This window comes from Streptomyces sp. NPDC096012 (assembly GCF_040426375.1).
Taxonomy (GTDB): domain Bacteria; phylum Actinomycetota; class Actinomycetes; order Streptomycetales; family Streptomycetaceae; genus Streptomyces.
In genome coordinates, this window is the sequence record NZ_JBEOTD010000019.1 from 78,706 (window position 1) to 102,628 (window position 23,923).

A 23,923-nucleotide genomic window follows, 5' to 3' on the forward strand; every position below is an offset into this window, starting at 1 on the left:
CCCCTTCGCGTACGGTTGACGGCTGCCCAGCACGTCAGAAGGGGGCCCGGTGGCCGCTCAGGTTCAGCAGTCCGCGGTCGGCTCGGTACGCGACGCGCACGACTCCGTGCGTGACCGAGAGATCAGCGTCGAACAGGAACACCTGGACCGGGTGTACGAGCGGCTCGAGGAGAAGATCCACGAGGCCGAGTTCCTGATGAACGACGCCGCCAAACGCGGCCAGGTCGGCACCCCCGGGGCACTGGCCGAGCGGGACGCGCAGGTCTTCCGGGCCGGTATCCACCTCAACCGGCTCAACAACGAGTTCGAGGACTTCCTCTTCGGCCGTGTCGACCTGCTCCGGGGCAAGGACGGCAAGAAGGGCCCCGACGGCGCTTACACGGCGGTGGAGCCCGCCGAGGGCGCGGTACGCGAGGACAACACCGCCGACATCGCCGAGACCCTGCACATCGGCCGTATCGGCGTGCTCGACGCGGACTACTCCCCGCTGGTCATCGACTGGCGGGCGCCGGCCGCCGCGCCGTTCTACCGGGCCACGCCCGTCGATCCCGGCCGGGTCGTGCGGCGCCGGGTCATCCGCTCCAAGGGCCGCCGTGTCCTCGGCGTGGAGGACGACCTGATGCGGCCGGAGCTGACCGCCCGCCTCGACGGCCACGAGCTGGCCGTGATCGGCGACGGAGCCCTCATGGCCGCCCTCGGCCAGGCCCGCAGCCACACCATGCGGGACATCGTCTCCTCCATCCAGGCCGAGCAGGACCAGGTCATCCGCGCCCCCGCCGCGTCCGTCACCTACGTGGAGGGCGGTCCGGGCACGGGCAAGACCGCGGTCGCCCTGCACCGCGCGGCCTACCTGCTCTACCAGGACCGCAGACGCTACGCGGGCGGCATCCTGATCGTCTCCCCGACCCCCTTGCTGGTCGCCTACACCGAGGGTGTGCTGCCCTCGCTCGGCGAGGAGGGCCAGGTCGCGATCCGCGCGATCGGCTCACTCGCAGTGGACGCCGTCGGCGCCGAGGCCACCCTGTACGACTCGCCGTCCGTGGCCCGCGCCAAGGGCTCGTACCGGATGCTCAAGGTGCTGCGGAAGGCGGCCCGCGGAGCCCTGGAGATGGGCGCCCCGGCGGGACGGCCCGCCCTGGACGACGACACCGGCACGGACACCGCCACCGGCTCCGGAGCCACGCCGCAGACCGTGACCGGACCGCCCGCCCGGCTCCGGGTCGTCGCCTTCGGGCGCCGCCTCGAACTGGAGGCCGGCGAGCTGGAACGTATCCGCCGCACCGCCCTCGGCGGCACCGCGCCGGTCAACCTGCTCCGCCCGCGCGCCCGCAGGCTGCTCCTGGACGCCCTGTGGGCCAGGTCCGGCGCCGGGACCCGGCACACGGACCCGGAGCTGGCCGCCGAACTGCGCTCCTCCTTCGACGAGGACGTCACGAGCGAGGACGCCTTCACCGCGTTCCTCGACGCCTGGTGGCCGGAGCTGACGCCGAAGGCGGTACTCGCCGCCATGGCCGACGAGAAGCGGCTCGGCCGCTGGGCCCGCCGGATCCTGAACCCCGGCGAGGTGCGCAAGGTCGCCCGTTCCCTGAAGCGCGACGGCTACTCCGTGCACGACATCGCCATGCTCGACGAGTTGCAGGCGGTCCTCGGGGTGCCGGCCCGCCCGCGCAAGAGACGCGAACTCGACCCGCTGGACCAGCTCACCGGCCTGGAGGAGCTGATGCCGGTGCGCGAGGAGACCCAGCGGGAGCGGGCCGAGCGCCTCGCCCAGGAGCGCACCGAGTACGCGCACGTCATCGTGGACGAGGCGCAGGACCTCACCCCGATGCAGTGGCGCATGGTCGGCCGCCGCGGCCGGCACGCCACCTGGACGGTCGTCGGCGATCCGGCGCAGTCCTCCTGGTCCGACCCGGACGAGGCGGCCGAGGCCCGCGACGAGGCTCTCGGCACCCGCCCGCGGCGCCGCTTCCGGCTCACCGTGAACTATCGCAACCCGTCCGAGATCGCCACGCTGGCGGCCAAGGTCCTCGCGCTCGCCCTGCCCGGTTCCGAGGCGCCGTCCGCCGTACGGTCCACCGGCGTCGAGCCGCGCTTCACGGTCGTGGCGGACTCGCTGGGGAGCACCGTGCGGGCCGCGGCCGAGCGGCTCCTCGACCAGGTGGACGGCACGGTCGGCGTGGTCGTCGCGATGAACCGGCGCGAGGAGGCCCGCCGCTGGCTGGCCGGGCTCGGCGACCGGGTCGTCGCGCTGGGCAGCCTGGAGGCCAAGGGCCTGGAGTACGACGCGACGGTCGTCGTCTCGCCCGCGGAGATCGCCGACGAGTCGCCGGCCGGACTGCGCGTGCTCTACGTGGCGCTGACCCGGGCCACCCAGCAGCTGACGGTGGTCTCCGGCGAGCGCGACGAGCCCGACGCGGCCGGGGTTCCGGACCTGCTCAGGGACTGACTTTCCGGGAACATCGCGCAGGGGAATGGCTGTGCGGCATCCGTTTGTTAGCCTTGACGTGGCACCGGCCCGATCCAAGCCCCCGGGCCCAACCTTCGTCCCTCAGAGGGACCACTTGCCGCGAGGCGAGCATGGCGGGTCGGTGTCATGAGCGTGAGAGAGGTCCACGTCCCCTGGTGGCGTGGACCTCTTTCTTTGTCTGATCCATTCTCGTATGGTGGAAGCCGTTTTCCGAAAGCGCGCTCCACTGGCCGGCCGTCGTGAACACAACGTCCGCAATCCGGGGCGACTACCACGTACTGAGCGGTAGGTGCGACGATCGGACGGCACAACTCGCGACACGGTGAAAGCAGAGGAAGTCGGCCATGGCAACGGCGCCCAGCGTCTCCTACTCGATGACCATCCGGCTGGAGGTGCCCGCGAGCGGAACGGCCGTCTCGCAGCTCACCACCGCCGTGGAGTCCTCCGGAGGCTCGGTGACCGGCCTCGACGTCACCGCGTCCGGCCACGAGAAGCTCCGCATCGACGTGACCATCGCGGCCTCCTCCACCGCGCACGCCGACGAGATCGTCGAGAAGCTGCGCGGCATCGAGGGCGTCACCCTGGGCAAGGTCTCGGACCGTACGTTCCTGATGCACCTCGGCGGCAAGATCGAGATGCAGTCCAAGCACCCCATCCGCAACCGTGACGACCTCTCCATGGTCTACACGCCGGGTGTGGCCCGCGTCTGCATGGCCATCGCCCAGAACCCCGAGGACGCCCGCCGCCTGACCATCAAGCGCAACTCGGTCGCCGTGGTGACGGACGGCTCGGCCGTGCTCGGGCTCGGCAACATCGGTCCCAAGGCGGCCCTGCCCGTCATGGAGGGCAAGGCCGCGCTCTTCAAGCGCTTCGCCGGCATCGACGCCTGGCCGCTGTGCCTGGACACCCAGGACACCGACGCGATCGTGGAGATCGTCAAGGCGATCGCCCCCGGCTTCGCGGGCATCAACCTGGAGGACATCTCCGCGCCGCGCTGCTTCGAGATCGAGGCCCGCCTGCGCGAGGCCCTCGACATCCCGGTCTTCCACGACGACCAGCACGGCACGGCGATCGTCGTCCTCGCGGCCCTGACCAACGCCCTGCGGGTCACCGAGAAGGCCATCGAGAACATCCGGGTCGTGATGTCCGGCGCCGGCGCGGCCGGTACGGCCATCCTGAAGCTGCTGCTCGCCGCCGGCGTGAAGAACGCCGTCGTCGCCGACATCCACGGCGTGGTCCACTCCGGCCGCGAGGACCTGGTGGCGGCCCCGGCCGACTCGCCGCTGCGCTGGATCGCCGACAACACCAACCCCGAGAACCTGACCGGCACCCTGAAGGAGGCCGTGCGCGGCGCCGACGTCTTCATCGGCGTCTCCGCCCCGAACGTCCTCGACGGCACCGACGTGGCCGCCATGGCCGACGGCGCCATCGTGTTCGCGCTCGCGAATCCCGACCCCGAGGTCGAGCCGGCGATCGCACGCCAGACGGCGGCCGTCGTGGCCACCGGCCGCTCGGACTTCCCGAACCAGATCAACAACGTGCTGGTCTTCCCGGGTGTCTTCCGCGGCCTGCTGGACGCCCAGTCCCGTACGGTCAACACGGAGATGATGCTCGCAGCCGCGAAGGCCCTCGCCGACGTGGTGACCGAGGACGAGCTGAACCCGAACTACATCGTGCCCAGCGTCTTCAACGACAAGGTCGCCGGCGCGGTGGCCGGCGCGGTCCGCGAGGCCGCGAAGGCGGCCGGGACGACCGTCTGACGACCACGTGCCGTGCCGTACCGGGGCTGTGACGATCACCACGGCAGCCCCGGCCCCGGCGCGTCGCGGAACCACGTGATGCCGAGCGCGCTCTAGGGTGACGGCCGAGCAGGCGCTTTTCGTGTGACTCCCCAGGGTGTTCTCACGACTCCTACGGGTGCCGGATTGGCTTTCCCGCCGCAGGTAGGGGCAGGATGCTCCTCCAGGGACTCCGTCCCCGGGGGGACCCCCAAGGGCGCGAGCGCATCGGCATCGCAGTGCCTCGGGCGGCTCCGCCGCGTGGCACACCCCAACGGCAAGAAAACACGGGAGTAACAACATGAACCGCAGTGAGCTGGTGGCCGCGCTGGCCGACCGCGCCGAGGTGACCCGCAAGGACGCCGACGCCGTGCTGGCCGCGTTCGCCGAGATCGTCGGCGAGATCGTTGCCAAGGGCGACGAGAAGGTCACCATCCCCGGCTTCCTGACCTTCGAGCGCACCCACCGTGCCGCTCGTACCGCGCGCAACCCGCAGACCGGCGAGCCCATCAACATCCCCGCCGGCTACAGCGTGAAGGTCACCGCGGGCAGCAAGCTCAAGGAAGCCGCCAAGGGCAAGTAGGCGCTCCCCTTCGAGCGCCGTCCGCCCGGAGCGCCGTGGGTGACTGCGGGCCGGTCGTGACCGGCCGCGCAGCCCCCACGCCCCTTCCGGGCGCGCCTCAGCCGAAGACGCCGAATGGGCGGCCCCCCTGTGCAGGGGGGCCGCCCATTCGGCGTAGGCGACGCTCCGGCCGAGCGCCTCGCCGGGAAGCTCGACCGTGGCGTCCGGCGCCACCGGCTTCCCCATGCGCCCCCGGATCCCCGGCCGGGGGTGTCTCGGGCCCGGCCGGGCGCGCCGGTCAGCCCAGTGCCTTGCCCGGAAGCTCGACCTTGGCGCCCAGCTCCACGAGCTTCTCCATGAAGTTCTCGTAGCCGCGGTTGATCAGCTCGATGCCGTGGACGCGCGAGGTGCCCTCGGCCGCGAGGGCCGCGATGAGGTACGAGAAGCCGCCGCGCAGGTCGGGGATGACCAGGTCGGCGCCCTGCAGCTTGGTCGGTCCCGAGACGACCGCGGAGTGCAGGAAGTTGCGCTGGCCGAAGCGGCAGTCGGAGCCGCCCAGGCACTCGCGGTAGAGCTGGATGTGGGCGCCCATCTGGTTGAGCGCGGAGGTGAAGCCCAGCCGGGACTCGTACACCGTCTCGTGGATGATGGACAGGCCGGTCGCCTGGGTCAGCGCCACCACCAGCGGCTGCTGCCAGTCGGTCTGGAAGCCGGGGTGCACGTCCGTCTCCAGCGCGATGGACTTCAGCTGGCCGCCCGGGTGCCAGAACCGGATGCCCTCGTCGTCGATCTCGAAGGCGCCGCCCACCTTCCGGTAGGTGTTCAGGAACGTCATCATCGAGCGCTGCTGGGCGCCGCGGATGTAGATGTTGCCATTGGTCGCCAGCGCCGCCGACGCCCAGGAAGCGGCCTCCAGGCGGTCCGCCAGGGCCATGTGGGTGTACCCGCCGAGCTGGTCCACACCGGTGATGCGGATCGTCCGGTCCGTGTCCATCGCGATGATCGCGCCCATCTTCTGCAGCACGCAGATGAGGTCCTCGATCTCCGGCTCGACGGCCGCGTTGGACAACTCCGTGACGCCCTCGGCGAGTACGGCCGTCAGCAGCACCTGCTCGGTCGCGCCGACGGAGGGGTACGGCAGCCGGATCTTCGTTCCGCGCAGCCGCTGCGGAGCCTCCAGGTACTGCCCGTCCGCGCGCTTCTCGATGGTCGCGCCGAACTGGCGCAGCACGTCGAAGTGGAAGTCGATGGGCCGGCCGCCGATGTCACAGCCGCCCAGGCCCGGGATGAACGCGTGGCCGAGGCGGTGCAGCAGCGGGCCGCAGAAGAGGATCGGGATGCGGCTGGAGCCCGCGTGGGCATCGATGTCAGCCACGTTGGCGCTCTCGACGTGCGTCGGGTCGAGCACCAGCTCACCGGGCTCCTCGCCCGGACGGACCGTCACGCCGTGCAGCTGGAGCAGGCCGCGTACGACCCGCACGTCACGGATGTCGGGAACATTGCGCAGTCGGCTCGGCGCGCTGCCCAGCAGGGCGGCGACCATGGCCTTCGGTACGAGGTTCTTCGCACCTCGGACACGGATCTCGCCCTCCAGCGGGGTTCCGCCGTGGACAAGCAGGACATCGTCGTTGACGGTCATGAATCTCGCGTTCCGATGAGTTGGGCAGGGGCCGGCCGATCACTGTGCGCAGGGGCCGGGAAGACAGGGTAGTCGCCGATCACCCCTCGCCCGTAAGCCTGAGGACGGCGCAGTCACGTCATAGGTGTGTCACAACACGAACCGTTCTCCGTCGGGCACGCGACGTCACGGGACGCGGATGTGCGCCGGGGCCGCACCCCCGCGCCCTGAGCTGCGTTCCCTCCGGTGCGCCCGATTGGCTCCCCACATCGGGGAAAGATGCGGGATCATGTCTGGCATGACCGAGGTGTCCTCGCTCACAGGGCGGCTGCTCGTGGCCACGCCCGCCTTGGCGGACCCGAACTTCGACCGTGCGGTGGTGCTCCTTCTCGACCACGACGAGGAGGGCTCCCTCGGTGTCGTCCTGAACCGGCCCACCCCGGTGGACGTGGGCGACATCCTGGAGGGCTGGGCGGATCTCGCGGGCGAGCCCGGTGTGGTCTTCCAGGGCGGCCCGGTGTCACTGGACTCGGCGCTCGGCGTGGCGGTCATCCCGGGCGGCTCGAACGGCGACCGTGCCCCCCTCGGCTGGCGGCGGGTGTACGGCGCGATCGGCCTGGTCGACCTGGAGGCACCGCCGGAGCTGCTCGCCTCGGCCCTGGGCGGCCTGCGGATCTTCGCCGGTTACGCCGGCTGGGGACCCGGTCAGCTGGAGGACGAGCTGGTCGAGGGCGCCTGGTACGTGGTCGAGTCCGAACCGGGCGACGTCTCCTCGCCGGCGCCGGAGAGGCTCTGGCGCGAGGTGCTGCGCCGCCAGCGCAACGAGCTGGCGATGGTGGCCACGTATCCGGACGACCCTTCGCTCAACTGATGCCCCCGCGCTTCAGTACCCTGGGCGGTATGAGCACTCTTGAGCCCGAGCGCGGGACTGGTACGGGGACCCTCGTAGAGCCGACGCCACAGGTGTCCCACGGCGACGGCGACCACGAGCGCTTCGCCCACTACGTCCAGAAGGACAAGATCATGGCGAGCGCCCTCGACGGCACCCCCGTCGTGGCGTTGTGCGGCAAGGTCTGGGTGCCGGGCCGTGACCCGAAGAAGTACCCCGTGTGCCCCATGTGCAAGGAGATCTACGAGTCCATGAGCAGCGGGGGCGACGACAAGGGCGGCGACAAGAAGAAGTGACGCCCTCCCCGCCGGCCTGAGATTCCGCGAGGCCCCCGGCACGCGCGCGACCCGCGCGTCCGCCGGGGGCCTTCGTGTTTTCCGGTCACGAAGTGGTGGAGACCTCTTGTCGCCATGTTCATGTAGTCCTTAGCCTCCTGGTGTTGTGCAGAGCGAAACAGTCATTGCACATGTTGCAACGCACATTCTCCGGAGGAACGCTCCATGAAGCTGTCCGCCCCACTCGCCGCGCTGCTCACCCTGGTCGTCGCGACCGCCTGCGCCCCCCAGTCCGCCTCCGGCTCAGCCTCCGGCCGGGACGACAGAAGCGGCACCCTGCGGGTGTGGCTCTTCCAGGAGGTCGGCAACGAGCCGAAGAAGAAGGTCGTCGACAGCGTCGTCACCGCCTTCGAGAAGGCCCACGAGCACACCGACGTCGCGGTCGAGTACATCCCCGTGGAGACCCGCGCCCAGCGCGTCAAGGCCGCCTTCAACGACCCGAAGTCCGCCCCGGACGTCATCGAGTACGGCAACACCGACACCGCCGGCTACGTCCACGACGGCGGACTCCTCGACGTCACCCACGAGTTCGGCACCTGGGGCGAGGCCAAGGACACCGACCCCACCGCCCGGCAGTCCGTCACCGTGGACGGCAAGGTCTACGGCGCCCCCCTCTACGTCGGCGTCCGCGCCCTGTACTACCGCACCGACGTCTTCCGGGAACTCGGCCTCCGACCGCCCAGGTCCCTGGCCGAACTGGCCACCACGGCCCGTGCCGTCCGCGCCGCGAGGCCCGACCTGTACGGCCTGGTCGTCGGCGGCGCCTACACCTACGGCGCGATGCCCTTCATCTGGGCCAACGGCGGTGACCTGGCGACCGGCAGGAGCGGCTCGTACGCCTCCGCGATCGACGGCGCGGCCGCACGCAAGGGCATCAAGGCCTACACCTCGCTGTTCTCCGACACCAACTGCCCCGCCGCCAAGTGCGCGGGCATGGGCGGCAACGACACGGTGACCGCGTTCGCGGCCGGCAAGGCCGGCATGGCGATCGGCGGCGACTTCAGCCACGCGGCCGTGGAGGCGGGCAAGGTCAAGGGCAGGTACGCGGTCGTACCGCTGCCGGGTGTGGCCCCCGGCTCGATCGCCCCGGCGTTCGCGGGCGGCAACAACATCGGCGTCCTGAAGAGCACCGCACACCGCACGCTCGCCGTGGACCTCATGGAACGGCTGGCCTCCAAGAGGACGCAGTCGGCCCTGTTCGACGCGATGGGCTTCCTGCCCACGTTCACGGACGTACGACAGCAGGCCGCGGCCCGGGAGCCGTTCGTGAAGCCCTTCGTGCGGACCCTGGCGGCCGGCACGAAGTTCGTCCCCGCCTCGGCCGCCTGGTCGCAGATCGACTCCTCGCTGCTGCTGCCGACCATGTTCCAGGAGGTGATCAGCGGCAGGAAGAGCGTGGACGCCGCTGCCCGGTCGGCCGCGGCCAAGATGAACGACGCGTTCGGCTCGGCCGGATGAGGGCGCCCGGCAAGCCGGCGCCCGCAGACCATGGGCGGGCGCCGGCCGTGCCCGGCCCCACGCGGCCGCCCGGCAGAGCCGCGTACGTCACCGCCCCGCGCCCCCGGGCCGGCCGCTCCACTCCCTGGCTGTACCTGGCGCCCGCCCTCGTCGTCCTCGGCGCACTGCTCGTCTACCCCGTCTACCAGCTCGGGCTGATCTCCCTCTTCCACTACACCCAGGCACAGGTCAGCGGCGGGGAACCGGCCGTCTTCCGGGGGTTCGGCAACTACACGGACCTGTTCTCCGACGGGCGGTTCTGGCAGGTGCTGCTGGCCACCGTGGTCTTCGCCGCGGCCTGTGTCGGCTCCACCCTCGCCGTCGGCTGCGCCCTCGCCGTCCTCCTCACCCGCGTGCGTGCCGTACCGCGGCTGGCCCTGCTGCTGGCCGCGCTCGGCGCCTGGGCCACCCCGGCGGTCACCGGCTCCACCGTGTGGCTGTTCCTGTTCGACCCGGACTTCGGACCCGTCGACCGGCTGCTGGGGCTGGGGGACCACTCCTGGACCTACGGCCGGTACAGCGCCTTCCTGCTCGTGCTGCTCGAAGTGGTCTGGTGCTCCTTCCCGTTCGTGATGGTGACCGTCTACGCCGGCATCCGCTCCGTGCCGGCCGAGGTGCTGGAGGCCGCCGCCCTGGACGGCGCCTCGCAGTGGCGGATCTGGCGCTCGGTGCTGGCGCCGATGCTCCGGCCGATCCTCACCGTCGTCACCATCCAGTCGGTCATCTGGGACTTCAAGGTGTTCACCCAGATCTACGTCATGACCGACGGCGGTGGCATCGCGGGCCAGAACCTGGTGCTCAACGTGTACGCCTACCAGCAGGCGTTCGCGTCCTCGCAGTACGGGCTCGGCTCGGCGATCGGCGTGGTGATGCTGCTGCTCCTGCTGGCCGTGACCCTCGGGTACCTGCGGCTGCTGCGCCGGCAGGGGGAGGAGCTGTGAGGCGGCCCTGGCGGCTGCTCGCCGAAGGGACGGCGCTGCTCGCCGCCGTCGTGGTGGCCTTCCCGCTGTACTGGATGGTGCTGAGCGCCTTCAAGCCGACCGGGGAGATCCAGTCCGACCGGCCGAGGCCCTGGACGCTCGCCCCGTCCCTGGACGCCTTCCGCCGGGTCTTCGGGCAACAGGAATTCGGCCGGTACTTCGTCAACAGCCTGGTGGTGGCGGGAAGTGTGGTGATCGCCTCCGCGCTGATCGCCTTTCTCGCGGCGACCGCCGTGACGCGATTCCGTTTCCGCTTCCGAACCACCCTGCTGATCATGTTCCTGGTGGCCCAGATGGTGCCCGTGGAAGCCCTCACGATCCCGCTGTTCTTCCTCATGCGGGACTTCGGTCAGCTGAACACCCTCGGCTCGCTGATCCTGCCGCACATCGCCTTCTCGCTCCCCTTCGCGATCTGGATGCTGCGTGGGTTCGTGAAAGCGGTTCCCGAGGCCCTGGAGGAGGCCGCGTACCTCGACGGGGCGAGCCGCGGGCGATTCCTCTGGCAGATCCTTTTCCCCCTCGTTCTGCCCGGCCTGGTGGCCACGAGCGTCTTCTCCTTCATCTCGGCCTGGAACGACTTCCTGTTCGCCAAGTCCTTCATCATCAGCGACACCTCGCAGTCGACCCTGCCGATGGCCCTGCTGGTGTTCTACAAGCCGGACGAGCCGGACTGGGGCGGGGTCATGGCCGCCTCCACGGTGATGACGATTCCGGTGCTGGTCTTCTTCGTACTCGTTCAGCGCCGTCTGGTCTCGGGACTGGGCGGAGCGGTTAAGGATTGAACATGGTGGATGTGATTCCGGCGCCCCTCGACATGACGGCCTACGGGGACGGCTTCTTCGAACTGGGGCCCGGCACCGGGCTCGCCGCGGGGGAGGGCGGGGCGGGAACGGAGCGCTGGCTGCGCGCCACCCTGGGCGCGGCCACCGGCCTGCCCCTCGCCCCCGAGGACGCCGGGAACACCGAAGTCACCGACGTCGTGCGGCTCTCCACGCACCCTGGGGTCACCGGGGAACTCGGCGAGGAGGGCTACCGGCTCACCGTCGAGCGCACCGGTGTCCACCTGGTGGGAGGCGGCCCGGCGGGCCTCTTCTGGGGCGCCCAGACGCTGCGGCAGCTCCTCGGCCCGGACGCCTTCCGGCGTGCCCCGCTGCCCGGCAGGCAATGGCGGCTTCCCCTGGTGCGCCTCCAGGACTCGCCGCGGTTCGGCTGGCGCGGCCTTCTCCTCGACGTCGCCCGGCACTTCATGCCCAAGGAAGGCGTGCTGCGCTACCTGGATCTGATGGCCGCCCACAAACTCAACGTCTTCCACTTCCATCTGACGGACGACCAGGGCTGGCGCATCGAGATCAAGCGCTACCCGAAGCTGACCGAGATCGCCTCCTGGCGAGCGCGGTCGAAATTCGGTCACCGGGCCTCACCGCTGTGGGAGGAGAAGCCGCACGGGGGTTACTACACCCAGGACGACATCCGCGAGATCGTCGCCTACGCCGCCGAGCGGCATATCACCGTCGTCCCGGAAATCGACGTACCGGGCCACTCGCAGGCCGCCATCGCCGCGTACCCGGAACTCGGCAACACCGACGTCATCGACACCACCGCCCTCTCCGTCATGGACACCTGGGGTATCTGCTCCAACGTACTGGCCCCCACCGACACCACCCTGCGCTTCTACGAGGGGGTGTTCGAGGAGGTTCTGGAGCTGTTCCCGTCGCGGTTCGTCCACGTCGGCGGCGACGAATGCCGCAAGGAGCAGTGGAGCCGGTCGGTGGCCGCCAAGACCCGCATCGCCGACCTCGGTCTCACCGACGTTGAGGAACTGCAGTCCTGGTTCATCGGGCACTTCGACGCCTGGCTCGCCGCACGCGGCCGCCGCCTCATCGGCTGGGACGAGATCCTGGAGGGCGGCCTCGCGAAGAACGCGGCGGTCTCCTCCTGGCGCGGATACGCGGGCGGCGTCACCGCCGCGCGAGCCGGCCACGACGTGGTCATGTGCCCCGAGCAGTACGTCTACCTGGACCACCGCCAGGCACCGGGCGAGGACGAACCGGTGCCGATCGGCTTCGTGCGCACCCTGGAGGACGTCTACCGGTTCGAACCCGTGCCGCCCGGCCTCACCGAGGCGGAGGCCGGGCACATCCTGGGCACCCAGGCGAACGTGTGGACCGAGGTGCTGGAGGACAGCGCGCGCGTGGACTACCAGGCCTTCCCCCGGCTCGCGGCCTTCGCCGAGGTGGCCTGGAGCCGGCTGCCCGCCCCGGCGGAACGGGACTTCGCCGGGTTCGAGCGCCGGATGACCGCCCACTACCGGCGGCTCGACGCCCTCGGCGTCGCCTACCGGCCGCCCACCGGCCCCCGGCCCTGGCAGCGGCGCCCGGGTGTGCTCGGACGCCCGATCGAGGGTCCGCCCCCGAACAAGTAACGGAAAAAGAACCCGACGGTCACCGAAGAGTGGCAATCCGCGCGCACCGGTGATGCCGTGTGAAAACGGACCATCTCCCTGATGAGGTGGGCGAATGCCTCCTAGCGGACCCCCGCGTTCGGCCCTTGCGAAGATGTGCCAGAGTTGCCACGTCCGCCCTGTGAGCACGTACCGTACGGCCACACAGGTGGGACCAGGTGGGGCAGCGGGAAGGGGCAGCCGGTTTGACCACGCACGCACCGCAGGCGGCGCAGGCCGTCACGCTGCCCACGACACTGGACGAGGCCGTGGCGGCCCTGGCCGCCATGCCCGTCGCGGTTCCGGTCGCGGGCGGCACCGACCTCATGGCCGCCGTCAACTCCGGCCAGCTCAGGCCCACCGCCCTGGTGGGCCTCGGGCGGATCAGCGAGATCCGCGGCTGGCAGTACCAGGACGGCCACGCGCTGCTCGGCGCGGGCCTCACCCACGCCCGCATGGGTCGGCCCGACTTCGCGGCCCTCATCCCCGCGCTCGCCGCCGCGGCGCGCGCCGCGGGCCCGCCGCACATCCGCAACGCCGGCACGCTCGGCGGCAACATCGCCTCCGCCGCCCCCACCGGGGACGCGCTCCCGGTGCTGGCCGCCCTGGAGGCGACACTGGTCATCGCGGGCCCGGGCGGAGCCCGCCGGGAGATCCCGGTCTCGCACCTGCTGGCCGGCGTGGAGATGCTGGGCGCCGGCGAGCTGATCGGCTACGTGCGCGTGCCCCTGCTGCACGCCCCGCAGGTCTTCCTGAAGGCCACCGGACGCACCGGCCCGGGCCGCGCACTGGCCTCCGTGGCCCTCGTCCTCGACCCCGCCCGGCGCGGGGTGCGGTGCGCCGTCGGAGCCATAGCGCCGATGCCGCTGCGGCCCCTGGAGGCCGAGCAGTGGGTCGCGCAACTCATCGACTGGGACAACGACCGCGCCCTCGTCCCGGAGGCCCTGAACGCCTTCGGCGAGTACGTCGCCGCGGCCTGCATCCCCGATCCGGCACCCGAGCCCGACGGCTCGGTGGCCCCGCTTCCGCCCGCCGTACTGCACCTGCGGCGCACCGTCGCCGCGCTGGCCCGACGAGCACTGGGGAGGGCGCTGTCGTGACCGACGACCAGCACGGAGAGGGCACGCCCCAGGGCGGCGGACGCTGGAACCCGCTGCCCCAGGGCGACTACGACGACGGCGCCACCGCCTTCGTCAAGCTCCCCGAAGGCGGCATCGAGGCCCTGCTGTCCGGCGACAGCCCGCTCGCCGCACCCGGTCACGGCTATGTGCCGCCGCAGATAGCGGTCACCCCCGGGACCGGCGACCCCGCGGCCCCCGGCACCTGGACGGCACCCGCCGCCGGCGCCCAGTGGCCCGACCCGAACGCCACGCACCCGGCGCAGTCCACGGAGGCCGCCGACCGGTTCACCTACCAGCCGGGCGCCACCCAGCACTGGACCTTCGAGGAGCCCCCGGCCCCGGCCCCGGCCGGGCACGACGTCACCGGGCAGTGGTCCATCCCCGTCGCCGGTGGCGAGCTTCCGGACGAATCGGGCGAATTCACCACGTCCTCACTGGTCGAGCAGTGGGGCGGCACCCCGCCCGCCACCCTGCCCGGCGGCGCTGCGGCGCCCTGGGCGACGGACGGCGCGGGCGGCCCCTGGGACCAGCCCGCGCAGCCGCGGACCCCGGACGGCCCCGCCGCACCCCTGCCCGACCACACCGGCGCCCACCCCGCGGCCCCGGCCCCGGCGCACGCGCCGGAGGGACCCGACGGCTACGCCCCGCACGAGGGGTACGGACCCGGCCCGGCCGGCCACGCGGAGAACGACCGGCCGAACGGGCCCGCGGAGGACGGGCACGCCGAGCAGGGGCACGCGGGTCACGGGCGCGTGGACGCCGGGCAGAGCGAGACGTCCGGCGGAACCGCCGCGCAGGCAGCGCCCGGTGCGACCGCGACGCGGCCGGCACAGGATGCGGAGACGGGCTCCGGCGCGGCCCCGGACGCGGGCGTCCACGGCCCCGCCGTCCCCGACGCGGGCGCCGGATCCCACGGCCCCGCGGAGGCGTCTGAGCGACCCGCTGACGGCCCGGCGGGGCACGAGGAGCCCGCAGGCCCGGCGGACCGGCGTCAGGCCGCCACGGCGGCGGACACGGACGACGCGTCGGCGCGGTTCGACTCACCGGCCACGACGGACCCGGCGGCCGCCACCGCCCAGGGACGGACCGACGGCCAGGGACGGACCGACGACCCGGCGTCCGACAGCGCCCCGGCGCCCGACTCCGACGCGGCGAGCGCCGACGGACCGGAACACGCCGCCGAGGGTGCCGTACCCGGACACGCCGCCGACTCGGGCTCGCCGGGCACCGCGGGCGACATGCCCGAGGGCGGGACCGGCGACACGGCCGGGGACGCGGCGGACGACACGGTCCAGGGCGGCGCCGAGGACCCGGCCGCACCGCTCGCACCGCACGACGACCACCCCCTCGCCTCCTACGTCCTGCGCGTCAACGGCGCCGACCGTCCCGTCACCGACGCCTGGATCGGCGAGTCCCTGCTGTACGTCCTGCGGGAACGGCTCGGTCTCGCGGGCGCCAAGGACGGCTGCTCGCAGGGCGAGTGCGGGTCCTGCAACGTGCAGGTCGAGGGGCGGCTGGTCGCCTCCTGCCTGGTCCCGGCGGTCACCGCGGCCGGCAGCGAGGTGCGTACGGTCGAGGGCCTGGCCGCGGACGGGCAGCCGTCCGACGTGCAGCGCGCGCTCGCCCGGTGCGGTGCCGTGCAGTGCGGGTTCTGCGTGCCGGGCATGGCGATGACCGTGCACGACCTGCTGGAGGGCAACCCGGCGCCGAGCGAGCTGGAGACCCGGCAGGCCCTGTGCGGCAACCTGTGCCGCTGCTCCGGCTACCGGGGCGTCCTGGATGCCGTCAAGGAGGTCGTCGCCGAACGCGAGGCCGCGCACGCCGGCCCCGAGACGGACGCGGGCGAGGCACGCATCCCGCACCAGGCGGGCCCCGGTTCCGGTGGCGTCAACCCGTCGGCGTTCGAGGCGCCGGGCGCGTTCGACACCCCCCGGAGCGCTCCCGCCGGCTACGGGGACGCGCAGGGCGGCCACGGCGAACCGCAGGGCCCGTACGGCGGGACACCGAACGGCTACGGCGACGCGGCGAACGGCTACGGGGACCCGCAGGACGGCTACGGCGACGGATCGAACGGGTACGGGCACGCGCCGGACGGCTACGGCGACGCGCCGCCCGACCCGTACGGCGCCCCCGGACCGCACGACCAGCACTACGGCCAGGACGGAGGCCAGGCGTGAGCAACGAAGCCGGCATCGCGACCACCGCGGCGGAGTCCGCCCCCGCGGCCGAACCGCTGCCGCACGGCATCGGCGCCTCCCTGCCGCACGCCGACGCCCGCGCCAAGACCGAGGGCACCTTCCCGTACGCGGCCGACCTGTGGGCGGAGGGCCTGCTGTGGGCGGCCGTCCTGCGCTCCCCGCACGCGCACGCGCGGATCGTGTCGATCGACACCGGCCACGCGCGCGCGATGCCCGGCGTACGGGCCGTCGTCACCCACGAGGACGTCCCCGGCACCCCCCGGCACGGCCGGGGCACCCCCGACCGCCCGGTCTTCGCCTCCGAGGTCGTACGCCACCACGGCGAGCCCATCGCGGCCGTCGCCGCCGACCACCCGGACACCGCGCGGATGGCCGCCGCGGCCGTCATCGTCGAGTACGAGCTGCTCGACCCGGTCACCGACCCCGAGCACGCCTTCGAGGCCGAGCCGCTGCACCCCGACGGGAACCTGATCCGGCACATCCCGCTGCGCCACGGCGACCCGGACACGGCCGGCGAGGTCGTCGTCGAGGGCCTGTACCGCATCGGCCGCCAGGACCCGGCTCCCGTCGGCGCCGAGGCCGGCCTCGCCGTACCCCGGCCCGACGGCGGGGTCGAGCTGTACCTCGCCTCCACCGACCCGCACACCGACCGGAACTCGGCCGCCGCCTGCTACGGCCTCTCCCCGGATCGGGTGAAGATCGTCGTCACCGGGGTGCCCGGGGCCACCGCCGACCGCGAGGACCAGGGCTTCCAGCTCCCCCTCGGCCTGCTCGCGCTCAAGACCGGCTGCCCGGTGAAGCTCACGGCCACCCGCGAGGAGTCCTTCCTCGGTCACGCCCACCGTCATCCGACGCTGCTCAGGTACCGCCACCACGCCGACGCCGAGGGCAAGCTGGTCAAGGTCGAGGCGCAGATCCTGCTCGACGCGGGCGCGTACGCCGACACCTCCGCCGACGCTCTGGCCGCCGCCGTCTCCTTCGCGTGCGGCCCGTACGTCGTCCCCAACGCCTTCATCGAGGGCTGGGCCGTCCGCACCAACAACCCGCCCTCCGGCCACGTGCGCGGCGAGGGCGCCATGCAGGTGTGCGCCGCCTACGAGGCCCAGATGGACAAGCTCGCGAAGAAGCTGGGCCTGGACCCGGCCGAGCTGCGCCTGCGCAACGTCCTCGCGACCGGTGACGTCCTGCCGATCGGCCAGACGGTGACCTGCCCGGCGCCCGTCGCCGAACTCCTGCAGTCCGTGCGCGACTTCCCGCTGCCCGCACTGCCCAAGGACACGCCCGAGGAGGAGTGGCTGCTGCCCGGCGGCCCCGAGGGCGCGGGCGAACCGGGCGCGGTGCGCCGGGGGGTCGGCTACGGCCTGGGCATGGTGCACATGCTCGGCGCGGAGGGCGCCGACGAGGTGTCCACGGCGACGGTCAAGGTCCACGACGGCGTCGCGACCGTCCTGTGCGCTGCCGTGGAGACCGGCCAGGGCTTCACCACCCTGGCCCGGCAGATCGTCCAGGAGACCCTCGGCATCGAGGAAGTCCACGTGGCCCCGGTCGACACCGACCAGCCCCCGGCCGGCGCGGGCTGCCGCAGCCGCCACACCTGGGTGTCGGGCGGCGCGGTGGAGCGCGCGGCGAAGATGGTCCGCGCCCAGCTCCTGCAGCCCCTGGCCCACAAGTTCGGCATGTCCACCGAACTCCTGCAGATCACCGACGGCAAGATCACCTCGTACGACGGTGTGCTGTCGACGACCGTCACCGAGGCGCTGGACGGCAAGGAGCTGTGGGCCACGGCCCAGTGCCGGCCGCACCCCACCGAGCCCCTGGACGCCGCCGGTCAGGGTGACGCCTTCGTGGGCCTCGCCTTCTGCGCGATCCGCGCGGTGGTGGACGTCGACATCGAACTGGGCTCGGTCCGGGTGGTGGAGCTGGCGGTCGCCCAGGACGTGGGCCGGATCCTCAACCCGGTGCAGCTGGCGGCCCGGATCGAGGCGGGCGTGACCCAGGGCGTCGGGATCGCCCTCACCGAGAACCTGCGCACACCGCGCGGCCTGATCCGCCACCCGGACCTGACCGGATACGCCCTGCCGACCGTCCTCGACGCGCCGGACATCCGGATCGTCAAGCTGGTCGAGGAACGGGACGTGGTCGCGCCCTTCGGCGCCAAGTCGGTCAGCGCGGTCCCGGTGGTCACGGCCCCCGCGGCGATCGCCGCCGCCGTCCGCGCGGCCACCGGCCGCCCGGTCAACCGCCTCCCGATCCGTCCGCAGGCGGCGGTGACCGCCCGGTGAGCACACCGCCCGAAGAGCCCCGCTACGAACCTCCGCCGAGCGTCGGGAAGCTGGTGCTGTGGGTCCTGTTGTTCCTCGCGGCGGCCCTGGCCGTCGTGCTGGGCGGCATCTACTTCACGTGACCCGGGTTCACGTCACCCAGGTTCACGTCACCCGGGTTCACGTGACCCGAGTTCACGTCACCCGGGTTCACGTGACCTGAGGGCGACCGCCGCGGACCCGGAACGGCTCCGCGGCCCCGGACGTCATCGCTGCGGAGGGCCGTTGTCAGTGGGGCGGCGTACTGTGCTGGGCAGTGGGGGCACCGCACCCGGCGCACGATCGCGCACGACGACGTACTCGCACGGGCAGGCACGGGGAAGACCGCGGGGGAGCGATGAGCACGACCGACACCAGGAGTACGGCGATCACGCTGACCGAGGCGGAGCTGGACCGGTACGTCACGCACGCGCCGACGCGCGGCCTGCTCACCGGCCCCGGCCTGCCCGCGGAGACCGACCTGCTGACCTTCTCCCCGCTGCGCACGCACGGCCTGCGCACACTCGCCGACGCGGCCGGCGGCCCCTTCCGGGTGGCGGAGGAGCTGCGCAGCCGCCTGGTCATAGGCGAACTGCTCAACCCCGCGGGCATGCCGCCCGAGTCCATCCTGCTCGACGGCGCCACGGGCGAGATCACCACGGCCTACCTCTTCCAGCCGTCCGACCCGCGCCCTTTCGCGCCCTCCCTGGACACGCTCCTGAGATTCGCCGCGGTCACCGAGGAACTGGCGGGCCTGCGGGTCCGGCTGGCCTCACCGGCCGGCCGGTTCGGCCCCGGTACGGTGGCCGAGGCCTCCCGCCGCCTGCTCGCCCTCTTCGAGGAGGGCACGGACGGCAGGGTCCCGCCGTACTGGAAGGCGGCCGCACTGATCCGCCCGCTCGCCCTCGTCGCGGGCCCGGGTACCGCGACCGGCCTCACCCTGGACGTCCCCGCACGCGTGATGGACCAGGAGTTCGGCCACGGCAGGGTGGCCCGCTTCGAAGAGGTCGACTTCCCCGCCACGCTCACCCACGAGCCGACCCGCCGCTTCCTGCGCGAGACGGGGCTGCCCGAGGAGGCGGTCCTCTTCCACGCCGACACGGACGTCCCCCTGCCGACCCTCCGCGAGTACTTCACCGACGCACACGGTGGCCACCTCGTGGACGAACTGCCGGCCCACTGCGACCACTTGATCCGCCTCGGCCGGCTGGCCGAGGAGAGCAGCCTGGTGCTCGACGGCAGAACGGGCGCGGTCCTGACCTTCAGCGAATCCGGGGCGACGCTCCACCCCCTCAACACGGACGTCTCCACGCTCGCCTTCACGCTCTTCCTCCTGCACCACGAGCGCACGATCGACGCACACCTGGGCCGCGAACTCACCACCCGGGCCTACGACCAGCTGGCCGCGGCCATGCTCCACACCCTGACCACCCTCGACCCCACGGCAACGCTCCCCGAGACGGCCTGGCACTACTGGACGGAAATCCTCCAGGACGCCCCCCACGAAACCCTCTGAACCACCCGGCCGCGCAATTTCCCCATCCCGCTCACTGAGCGTGTCGGAGGCCCCTACCGTGATGCGTGTCGATGCCGATACGCACAGTCACGGAGGGGCGGCCGACATGGACGACGAGCCGGTCAAGGATGCGGTCAGCGAACGGGGCTGGCCGGTGGACCCGGACGACGAGTGGGGTGTCGCCGTCATCACCACCGTCGGACGGCAGTTGAAGCTGCGGCGAGAAGCGGTGGGCATGAAGGCCGGCGACTTCGGCAAGGCCGTCGGCTACGGGGAGGACATGGTCTACAAAATCGAGGGCGGGAAGCGGATCCCCAGACCGGAGTACCTGGACCGGGCCGACGAGGTCCTGGGGGCGGGCGGCCTGCTCTCGGCGATGAAGGAGGACGTGGAGAAGGTCCGGTACCCGAAGAAGGTGCGCGAGCTGAAGGAGCTGGAGAGCAAGGCCGTCGAGATCGGTGTGTACGAGTGCAACAGCGTCCACGGGTTGTTGCAGACGCCTGAACACGCCCGAGCGTTGATCGAGGCAGCGCAGCCGCCGTACTCGCCGGACGATGTGGACCGCATGGTGGCGGCCCGCCTGGACCGGCAGTCGGTGTTCGGGCGCGACCCCGCCCCTTCGATTCATTTCGTGCTGGAAGAGGCCGTCCTGCGCCGACAGGTCGGGGGCACAATGGTGTGGCAGCGGCAGCTCGAACGTCTGTTGGAGGTGGGGCGGTTGCGTAACGTCGCACTGCAGGTCATGCCGACGGACACGGATGCCCATCCTGGGCTCGACGGCAAGATCGAGTTGCTGAAGTTCTCGGACGGTACGGCGGTGGGCCGTTCCGACGGTCTGTTCAACGGCCGACCCGTCTCCGAACCGAAGCAGCTCCGCATCCTGGAGTTGCAGCACGGCACCATTCGGGCGCAGGCTCTTCCGCCACGGGAGTCGCTCGCCTTCATCGAGAAACTGCTTGGGGAGACATGATGCGCAAGACCTCCGCCGAGGGCGCTTCGGCTCTGGCGTGGTTCAAGAGCAGCTACAGCAGCGGTACCAACGGCGAGTCCTGCGTGGAGGTGGCCACCGCTCCCGGCGCGGTGCACATCCGCGACTCGAAGAACCTCGGCGGCCCGCAGCTCGCCCTCACACCGGACGCCTGGACAGACTTCGTGACGTACGCGTCCCAGAACTGAGTCCCGTACGACAACAGGGTGCGGCACCTTCGCGAGGTGCCGCACCCTGCTGCCGTCCTGGTGGAAAAGAAAGAGGCCGTGGCGGGAATCGGACCCACGTGCCTCGCTTCGCAGGTTGGTTCGGCGGCGGTCGGCCCAGCAGCCGGACGCGGACCGGAGCGGCCGCCACCAGCGGCTCGATCCGGTCCACATCTCATCGGTGATCACCGGCGGGACGGAAGCGTCCAGTCAACTGACCACCGGGGCGCGCTCCTGGCCGAGGGCTGCTCGTTGGGCGTCACGAGGTCAAACCGAAGTTCTGAGTCGTGTTGTTGGTCGTGCCAGGGCTGTGCACCGGGTTGTTGATGCTGATGTTGTTGTAGGCAGGCAGAAGGCCGCTGAGGTTGATGGGGAGGATCGAACCACCGCCTCCGCCGCCGTTGCCGCCTCCGCCGTTGCAGGTGCCACCGGTGAGCGTCGTGGCGTCGCCGGCGGTTCTTGACTGGCTGCCTCCACCGGAGACCGTCGCGGAGTTGGTGAAGGTGCACGCTGCACCGGAGGTGATGTTGACGGTCAGCGTGATCGGCGGGTAACTCGCTCCCGGGGCCAGTGCGTCGCTGCGGGTGCAGGTGACGGTGCCCGAAGCCTCGCTGCAGGTCCATCCGTTGCCGGTGGCGTTGCCGAAGGTGACCCCTGCGGGCAGGGTGTCCGTCACGGTCACCGTCCCGCTGGTCGTCCCGGCGTTCGAGGCGTTGGACACGGTGAGGGTGTAGGTCCCCGTTCCACCCTGGGCGAAGGTGCCGGAGTGGGTCTTGGTGATCGACAGCTGGGCCGGCGTGGGCGGTACCGCGACCGTGTTGCAGACCTGGGTCGTCCTCGGTGGGGCGTTGCCTCCCGAGACGCCGGCACCGTTGCACACTTGGCTCGGTGGGTTCGAGGCCACGGCCGCAGTGACCGTGATCGACAGTGAGTCACCTGGGAAGCCGGAGGGCGCCAGGACCGTGGGTGTGATGCACTGGTTCCCCGTGCATGTCCACCCCTGGCCCTGCATGCCGATCAGGGTCAGTCCTGGCCCCGGCGCGTCGGTGACTGTGATGTTTCCGTTGGTGACGCCGGCTCCGACGTTGGTGACCGTGATGGTGTACTGGATCGTGCTGCCCGGCGTGAACGGTTCCGGGGTCTGCGCCGTCTTGGTGATTTCCAGTAGCGGTTCCTGGCGAGAGGCGGCAGCAGCGCTGGCTGTGACAGACAGCGACATTGCGGTGCCCAGCACCACAACAACGCTGCCCAGCGAACGCATCAGTCTTCGAGCGAACATCTGATCTTTCCTGTCCGGTAGATGACACGTCGAACCGCCACATCAGGTCGGGTGTCAGCGGACGACGTTGCACGGATGCCACCACAGTGATCGCAAATGCGATGCGGTGGAAACGCAGCGCCCCCGTCAGCTTCATCCGTTGGAATCAACGTCGGCGCACAGGAAGCGTGAGCCCCAACGCCGACGGCCCCACAGGAGCTACGCAGCCACCTGACCAAGGCCTCCTTGACGCGGACCTCCGCGGTGCACCTGTGAGCGATGGCGTCGCCGCGCAGGGCGAGTTGGCCCGCGGTGCGCAGGGCGATGGCGCGGAACCGGGCGCGTCGGAGTCCGAGCGATGGGCGCACCCCCGGAGACCGAGACGGACGGAGAGAAGGGCGGCACCCCTGCGGGGTGCCGCCCTGTCGTCCTGCCTGGTCAAGGCACTTGAGCCCGTGGCGGGATTCGAACCCACGTAACTCGCTTTGCCTGATTTTTGCGGAATATCGCGGATTTCTGCGGGGCTCCGGCGGCCGAGCAAGGCTGAGAAACAGCTCAAGACCGCGATGAAGCCCGTGATCGTGGAAGCGGAGCTGACGGTCATCGGGCCCGCCGTGATGCGCGTGCCGACGACGCGGGGAGAACACTGGCGCCCGCAGACGGTCACCATCGCTGGCATCACGCCGGGGCTTCAGATCCAGTGCGAGGGGGTCAACGACAACACGATGGTCGGATACGGGGTCGCTGTGCGGAAGCACCTCATCCCCGGACGGCGAGGGGCGCAACATTCTCGATCCAGTGCGTCAGCCATGTCTTGACCGTCCACGCCTTGCGAGGCTTCTTCACGGTCTTGGCGTCTCGTTGCTTCGACCAGCATCGCAACTCCGCACGGTGGGCCGTCGCGCTGGCCCTCGGACTGCGTCAAGGGGACACCCCGGACGACATCATGGAAAAGCGCGAATCCCTCGCGACCCGACCCTGGTTCTCCTCACCGTCGAGGAGGCTGCCCGCCGACTCCGCGTCGGCCGCACCACGTGCTACAGGCGCGCGGAACAGGCCGAGAAGGACCCGCGCGGCTACGTCCGCCAGCAGTACGCCCACCGGGCCCGCGAGCACGGCCCATCACCGCCCGCCCGCCGCATCACCGCAGGTCAGCGCTCGGTTCCGGCCTTTCTGCGGGGGTGCTGGGGTTGAAGTGGGATGACGTGGACCTTGCGGGTGGGTTCCTAGTTGTCCGACGCAGTCGTCACCGGCCGCAATACGCCCACGGGTGTGCGGAGCCCTGCGGACGCAAGGCGGCCGGGTACTGCCCGCAGAGGAGACGAACCAACCCGGAGTTGTCCACTACCAAGTCGCGTGCCGGCCGTCGCGCGGTCGGTCTCCCCGAACAGCTCGTTGACCTACTTCATGCGCATCTCAAGGCGCAGGAAGCGGAGCGAACGGAGGCTGGGAAGCACTGGGAGGAAAACGGCTTGGTCTTCCCGGATGAGTACGGCCGAAGCCCGTCACACCGCCGGGACTGGACCGAGTGGAAGGCGCTTCTCTCTGAGGCGAACGTGAGGGACGGGCGTTTGCACGACGCGCGTCACACCGCCGCCACGGTCCTACTCATTCTCGGTGTCCCCGAGCGGGCCGTCATGGGCCTCATGGGGTGGTCGACCACCGCCATGGCCGCTCGCTACCAGCACATGGTGGACGCCGTGCGGACGGACATCGCGAGGCAGGTGGATGGCCTGATTTGGGAGACCGAGACGGCCCCGGAGTCCTAGC

Annotated in this window: 20 protein-coding genes and 1 pseudogene; 18 read left to right on the forward strand and 3 right to left on the reverse strand. The window is 71.5% G+C overall.

What is annotated here, in order from left to right; translation table 11 throughout:
- Positions 1-49 precede the first annotated feature (49 nt).
- The 3 genes from ABVB68_RS19730 to ABVB68_RS19740 all read left to right on the forward strand — a co-directional run bounded on the left by ABVB68_RS19730 (position 50) and on the right by ABVB68_RS19740 (position 4,828).
- A complete protein-coding gene (locus ABVB68_RS19730) occupies positions 50-2,446 on the forward strand; it encodes a HelD family protein (RefSeq protein ID WP_353602381.1) in 2,397 nt (798 codons plus the stop codon).
- Positions 2,447-2,811: 365 nt separating this feature from the next.
- The gene (locus ABVB68_RS19735; protein WP_353602382.1) at positions 2,812-4,227 is read left to right on the forward strand and encodes an NAD-dependent malic enzyme; all 1,416 of its coding nucleotides are present in this window, start codon (positions 2,812-2,814) and stop codon (positions 4,225-4,227) included.
- 319 nt (positions 4,228-4,546) lie between these two features.
- Positions 4,547-4,828, forward strand: a complete 282-nt coding sequence (locus ABVB68_RS19740; RefSeq protein ID WP_353602383.1) for an HU family DNA-binding protein — start codon at positions 4,547-4,549, stop codon at positions 4,826-4,828.
- Between the two features lie 277 nt (positions 4,829-5,105).
- On the opposite strand, the gene murA is transcribed toward ABVB68_RS19740, so the two are convergent.
- Positions 5,106-6,446 carry a UDP-N-acetylglucosamine 1-carboxyvinyltransferase gene (murA, locus tag ABVB68_RS19745; RefSeq protein ID WP_353602384.1) on the reverse strand — a complete coding sequence of 447 codons (1,341 nt, stop codon included), beginning with the start codon at positions 6,444-6,446 and terminating at the stop codon, positions 5,106-5,108.
- 277 nt (positions 6,447-6,723) lie between these two features.
- Between murA and ABVB68_RS19750 the strand changes: the two genes are divergently transcribed.
- From ABVB68_RS19750 to ABVB68_RS19795, 10 genes are all read left to right on the forward strand, one after another.
- Positions 6,724-7,296: a YqgE/AlgH family protein gene (locus ABVB68_RS19750; protein WP_353602438.1), complete on the forward strand. Its 573-nt coding sequence runs from the start codon at positions 6,724-6,726 to the stop codon at positions 7,294-7,296.
- Positions 7,297-7,325: 29 nt separating this feature from the next.
- Positions 7,326-7,610 (forward strand): DUF3039 domain-containing protein, encoded by a 285-nt coding sequence (locus ABVB68_RS19755; protein WP_330458116.1) that lies wholly within the window; start codon positions 7,326-7,328, stop codon positions 7,608-7,610.
- Positions 7,611-7,814: 204 nt separating this feature from the next.
- Positions 7,815-9,107: an extracellular solute-binding protein gene (locus tag ABVB68_RS19760; protein WP_353602385.1), complete on the forward strand. Its 1,293-nt coding sequence runs from the start codon at positions 7,815-7,817 to the stop codon at positions 9,105-9,107.
- Entirely contained in the window at positions 9,104-10,087 is a 984-nt protein-coding gene (locus ABVB68_RS19765) for a carbohydrate ABC transporter permease (RefSeq protein WP_503006188.1), read from the forward strand. Before ABVB68_RS19760 ends, ABVB68_RS19765 begins: the two co-directional genes overlap by 4 nt.
- A complete protein-coding gene (locus ABVB68_RS19770; protein WP_353602387.1) occupies positions 10,084-10,908 on the forward strand; it encodes a carbohydrate ABC transporter permease in 825 nt (274 codons plus the stop codon). Before ABVB68_RS19765 ends, ABVB68_RS19770 begins: the two co-directional genes overlap by 4 nt.
- A 2-nt stretch (positions 10,909-10,910) precedes the next feature.
- Positions 10,911-12,548, forward strand: a complete 1,638-nt coding sequence (locus ABVB68_RS19775; protein WP_353602388.1) for a beta-N-acetylhexosaminidase — start codon at positions 10,911-10,913, stop codon at positions 12,546-12,548.
- Positions 12,549-12,772: 224 nt separating this feature from the next.
- The gene (locus tag ABVB68_RS19780; RefSeq protein WP_353602389.1) at positions 12,773-13,666 is read left to right on the forward strand and encodes an FAD binding domain-containing protein; all 894 of its coding nucleotides are present in this window, start codon (positions 12,773-12,775) and stop codon (positions 13,664-13,666) included.
- Entirely contained in the window at positions 13,663-15,864 is a 2,202-nt protein-coding gene (locus ABVB68_RS19785; RefSeq protein WP_353602390.1) for a 2Fe-2S iron-sulfur cluster-binding protein, read from the forward strand. The genes ABVB68_RS19780 and ABVB68_RS19785 overlap by 4 nt, the downstream gene beginning before the upstream one ends.
- On the forward strand, positions 15,861-18,167 hold the full coding sequence (locus ABVB68_RS19790; RefSeq protein WP_353602391.1) for a xanthine dehydrogenase family protein molybdopterin-binding subunit: 2,307 nt from the start codon (positions 15,861-15,863) through the stop codon (positions 18,165-18,167). The genes ABVB68_RS19785 and ABVB68_RS19790 overlap by 4 nt, the downstream gene beginning before the upstream one ends.
- The gene (locus ABVB68_RS19795) at positions 18,164-18,289 is read left to right on the forward strand and encodes a hypothetical protein (RefSeq protein ID WP_353602392.1); all 126 of its coding nucleotides are present in this window, start codon (positions 18,164-18,166) and stop codon (positions 18,287-18,289) included. Before ABVB68_RS19790 ends, ABVB68_RS19795 begins: the two co-directional genes overlap by 4 nt.
- Here the strand turns inward: ABVB68_RS19795 and ABVB68_RS19800 are convergent.
- Complete coding sequence (locus tag ABVB68_RS19800) at positions 18,277-18,615, reverse strand: pentapeptide repeat-containing protein (protein ID WP_353602393.1); 339 nt, start codon at positions 18,613-18,615, stop codon at positions 18,277-18,279. The genes ABVB68_RS19795 and ABVB68_RS19800 overlap by 13 nt on opposite strands.
- On the opposite strand from ABVB68_RS19800, the gene ABVB68_RS19805 reads away from it, so the two are divergent.
- The 3 genes from ABVB68_RS19805 to ABVB68_RS19815 all read left to right on the forward strand — a co-directional run bounded on the left by ABVB68_RS19805 (position 18,544) and on the right by ABVB68_RS19815 (position 20,877).
- A complete protein-coding gene (locus tag ABVB68_RS19805) occupies positions 18,544-19,701 on the forward strand; it encodes an SUKH-4 family immunity protein (RefSeq protein ID WP_353602394.1) in 1,158 nt (385 codons plus the stop codon). The genes ABVB68_RS19800 and ABVB68_RS19805 overlap by 72 nt on opposite strands.
- Positions 19,702-19,807: 106 nt before the next feature.
- Positions 19,808-20,671: a helix-turn-helix domain-containing protein gene (locus ABVB68_RS19810; RefSeq protein WP_353602395.1), complete on the forward strand. Its 864-nt coding sequence runs from the start codon at positions 19,808-19,810 to the stop codon at positions 20,669-20,671.
- Positions 20,668-20,877: a DUF397 domain-containing protein gene (locus ABVB68_RS19815; protein WP_353602396.1), complete on the forward strand. Its 210-nt coding sequence runs from the start codon at positions 20,668-20,670 to the stop codon at positions 20,875-20,877. Before ABVB68_RS19810 ends, ABVB68_RS19815 begins: the two co-directional genes overlap by 4 nt.
- 277 nt (positions 20,878-21,154) lie before the next feature.
- Here the strand turns inward: ABVB68_RS19815 and ABVB68_RS19820 are convergent, their stop codons facing one another.
- Positions 21,155-22,156, reverse strand: a complete 1,002-nt coding sequence (locus ABVB68_RS19820; protein ID WP_353602397.1) for a hypothetical protein — start codon at positions 22,154-22,156, stop codon at positions 21,155-21,157.
- A gap of 957 nt (positions 22,157-23,113) precedes the next feature.
- Here ABVB68_RS19820 and ABVB68_RS19830 point away from each other — a divergent pair.
- Complete coding sequence (locus ABVB68_RS19830) at positions 23,114-23,347, forward strand: hypothetical protein (protein ID WP_353602439.1); 234 nt, start codon at positions 23,114-23,116, stop codon at positions 23,345-23,347.
- Positions 23,308-23,922 (forward strand): annotated as a pseudogene (locus ABVB68_RS19835) (tyrosine-type recombinase/integrase); the annotation flags it as partial. The gene ABVB68_RS19830 and the pseudogene ABVB68_RS19835, both read left to right, overlap by 40 nt.
- Between the last annotated feature and the right edge of the window lies 1 nt (position 23,923).

Excerpts from the sequence above, each read along its gene's own strand:
- ABVB68_RS19735 (WP_353602382.1), top strand. The coding sequence starts at position 2,812 with ATGGCAACGGCGCCCAGCGTCTCCTACTCGATGACCATCCGGCTGGAG.
- ABVB68_RS19740 (WP_353602383.1), top strand. The coding sequence starts at position 4,547 with ATGAACCGCAGTGAGCTGGTGGCCGCGCTGGCCGACCGCGCCGAGGTG.
- murA (WP_353602384.1), bottom strand. The coding sequence starts at position 6,446 with ATGACCGTCAACGACGATGTCCTGCTTGTCCACGGCGGAACCCCGCTG.
- ABVB68_RS19750 (WP_353602438.1), top strand. The coding sequence starts at position 6,724 with ATGACCGAGGTGTCCTCGCTCACAGGGCGGCTGCTCGTGGCCACGCCC.
- ABVB68_RS19755 (WP_330458116.1), top strand. The coding sequence starts at position 7,326 with ATGAGCACTCTTGAGCCCGAGCGCGGGACTGGTACGGGGACCCTCGTA.
- ABVB68_RS19760 (WP_353602385.1), top strand. The coding sequence starts at position 7,815 with ATGAAGCTGTCCGCCCCACTCGCCGCGCTGCTCACCCTGGTCGTCGCG.
- ABVB68_RS19765 (WP_503006188.1), top strand. The coding sequence starts at position 9,104 with ATGAGGGCGCCCGGCAAGCCGGCGCCCGCAGACCATGGGCGGGCGCCG.
- ABVB68_RS19775 (WP_353602388.1), top strand. The coding sequence starts at position 10,911 with ATGGTGGATGTGATTCCGGCGCCCCTCGACATGACGGCCTACGGGGAC.
- ABVB68_RS19805 (WP_353602394.1), top strand. The coding sequence starts at position 18,544 with ATGAGCACGACCGACACCAGGAGTACGGCGATCACGCTGACCGAGGCG.
- ABVB68_RS19810 (WP_353602395.1), top strand. The coding sequence starts at position 19,808 with ATGGACGACGAGCCGGTCAAGGATGCGGTCAGCGAACGGGGCTGGCCG.
- ABVB68_RS19815 (WP_353602396.1), top strand. The coding sequence starts at position 20,668 with ATGATGCGCAAGACCTCCGCCGAGGGCGCTTCGGCTCTGGCGTGGTTC.
- ABVB68_RS19820 (WP_353602397.1), bottom strand. The coding sequence starts at position 22,156 with ATGCGTTCGCTGGGCAGCGTTGTTGTGGTGCTGGGCACCGCAATGTCG.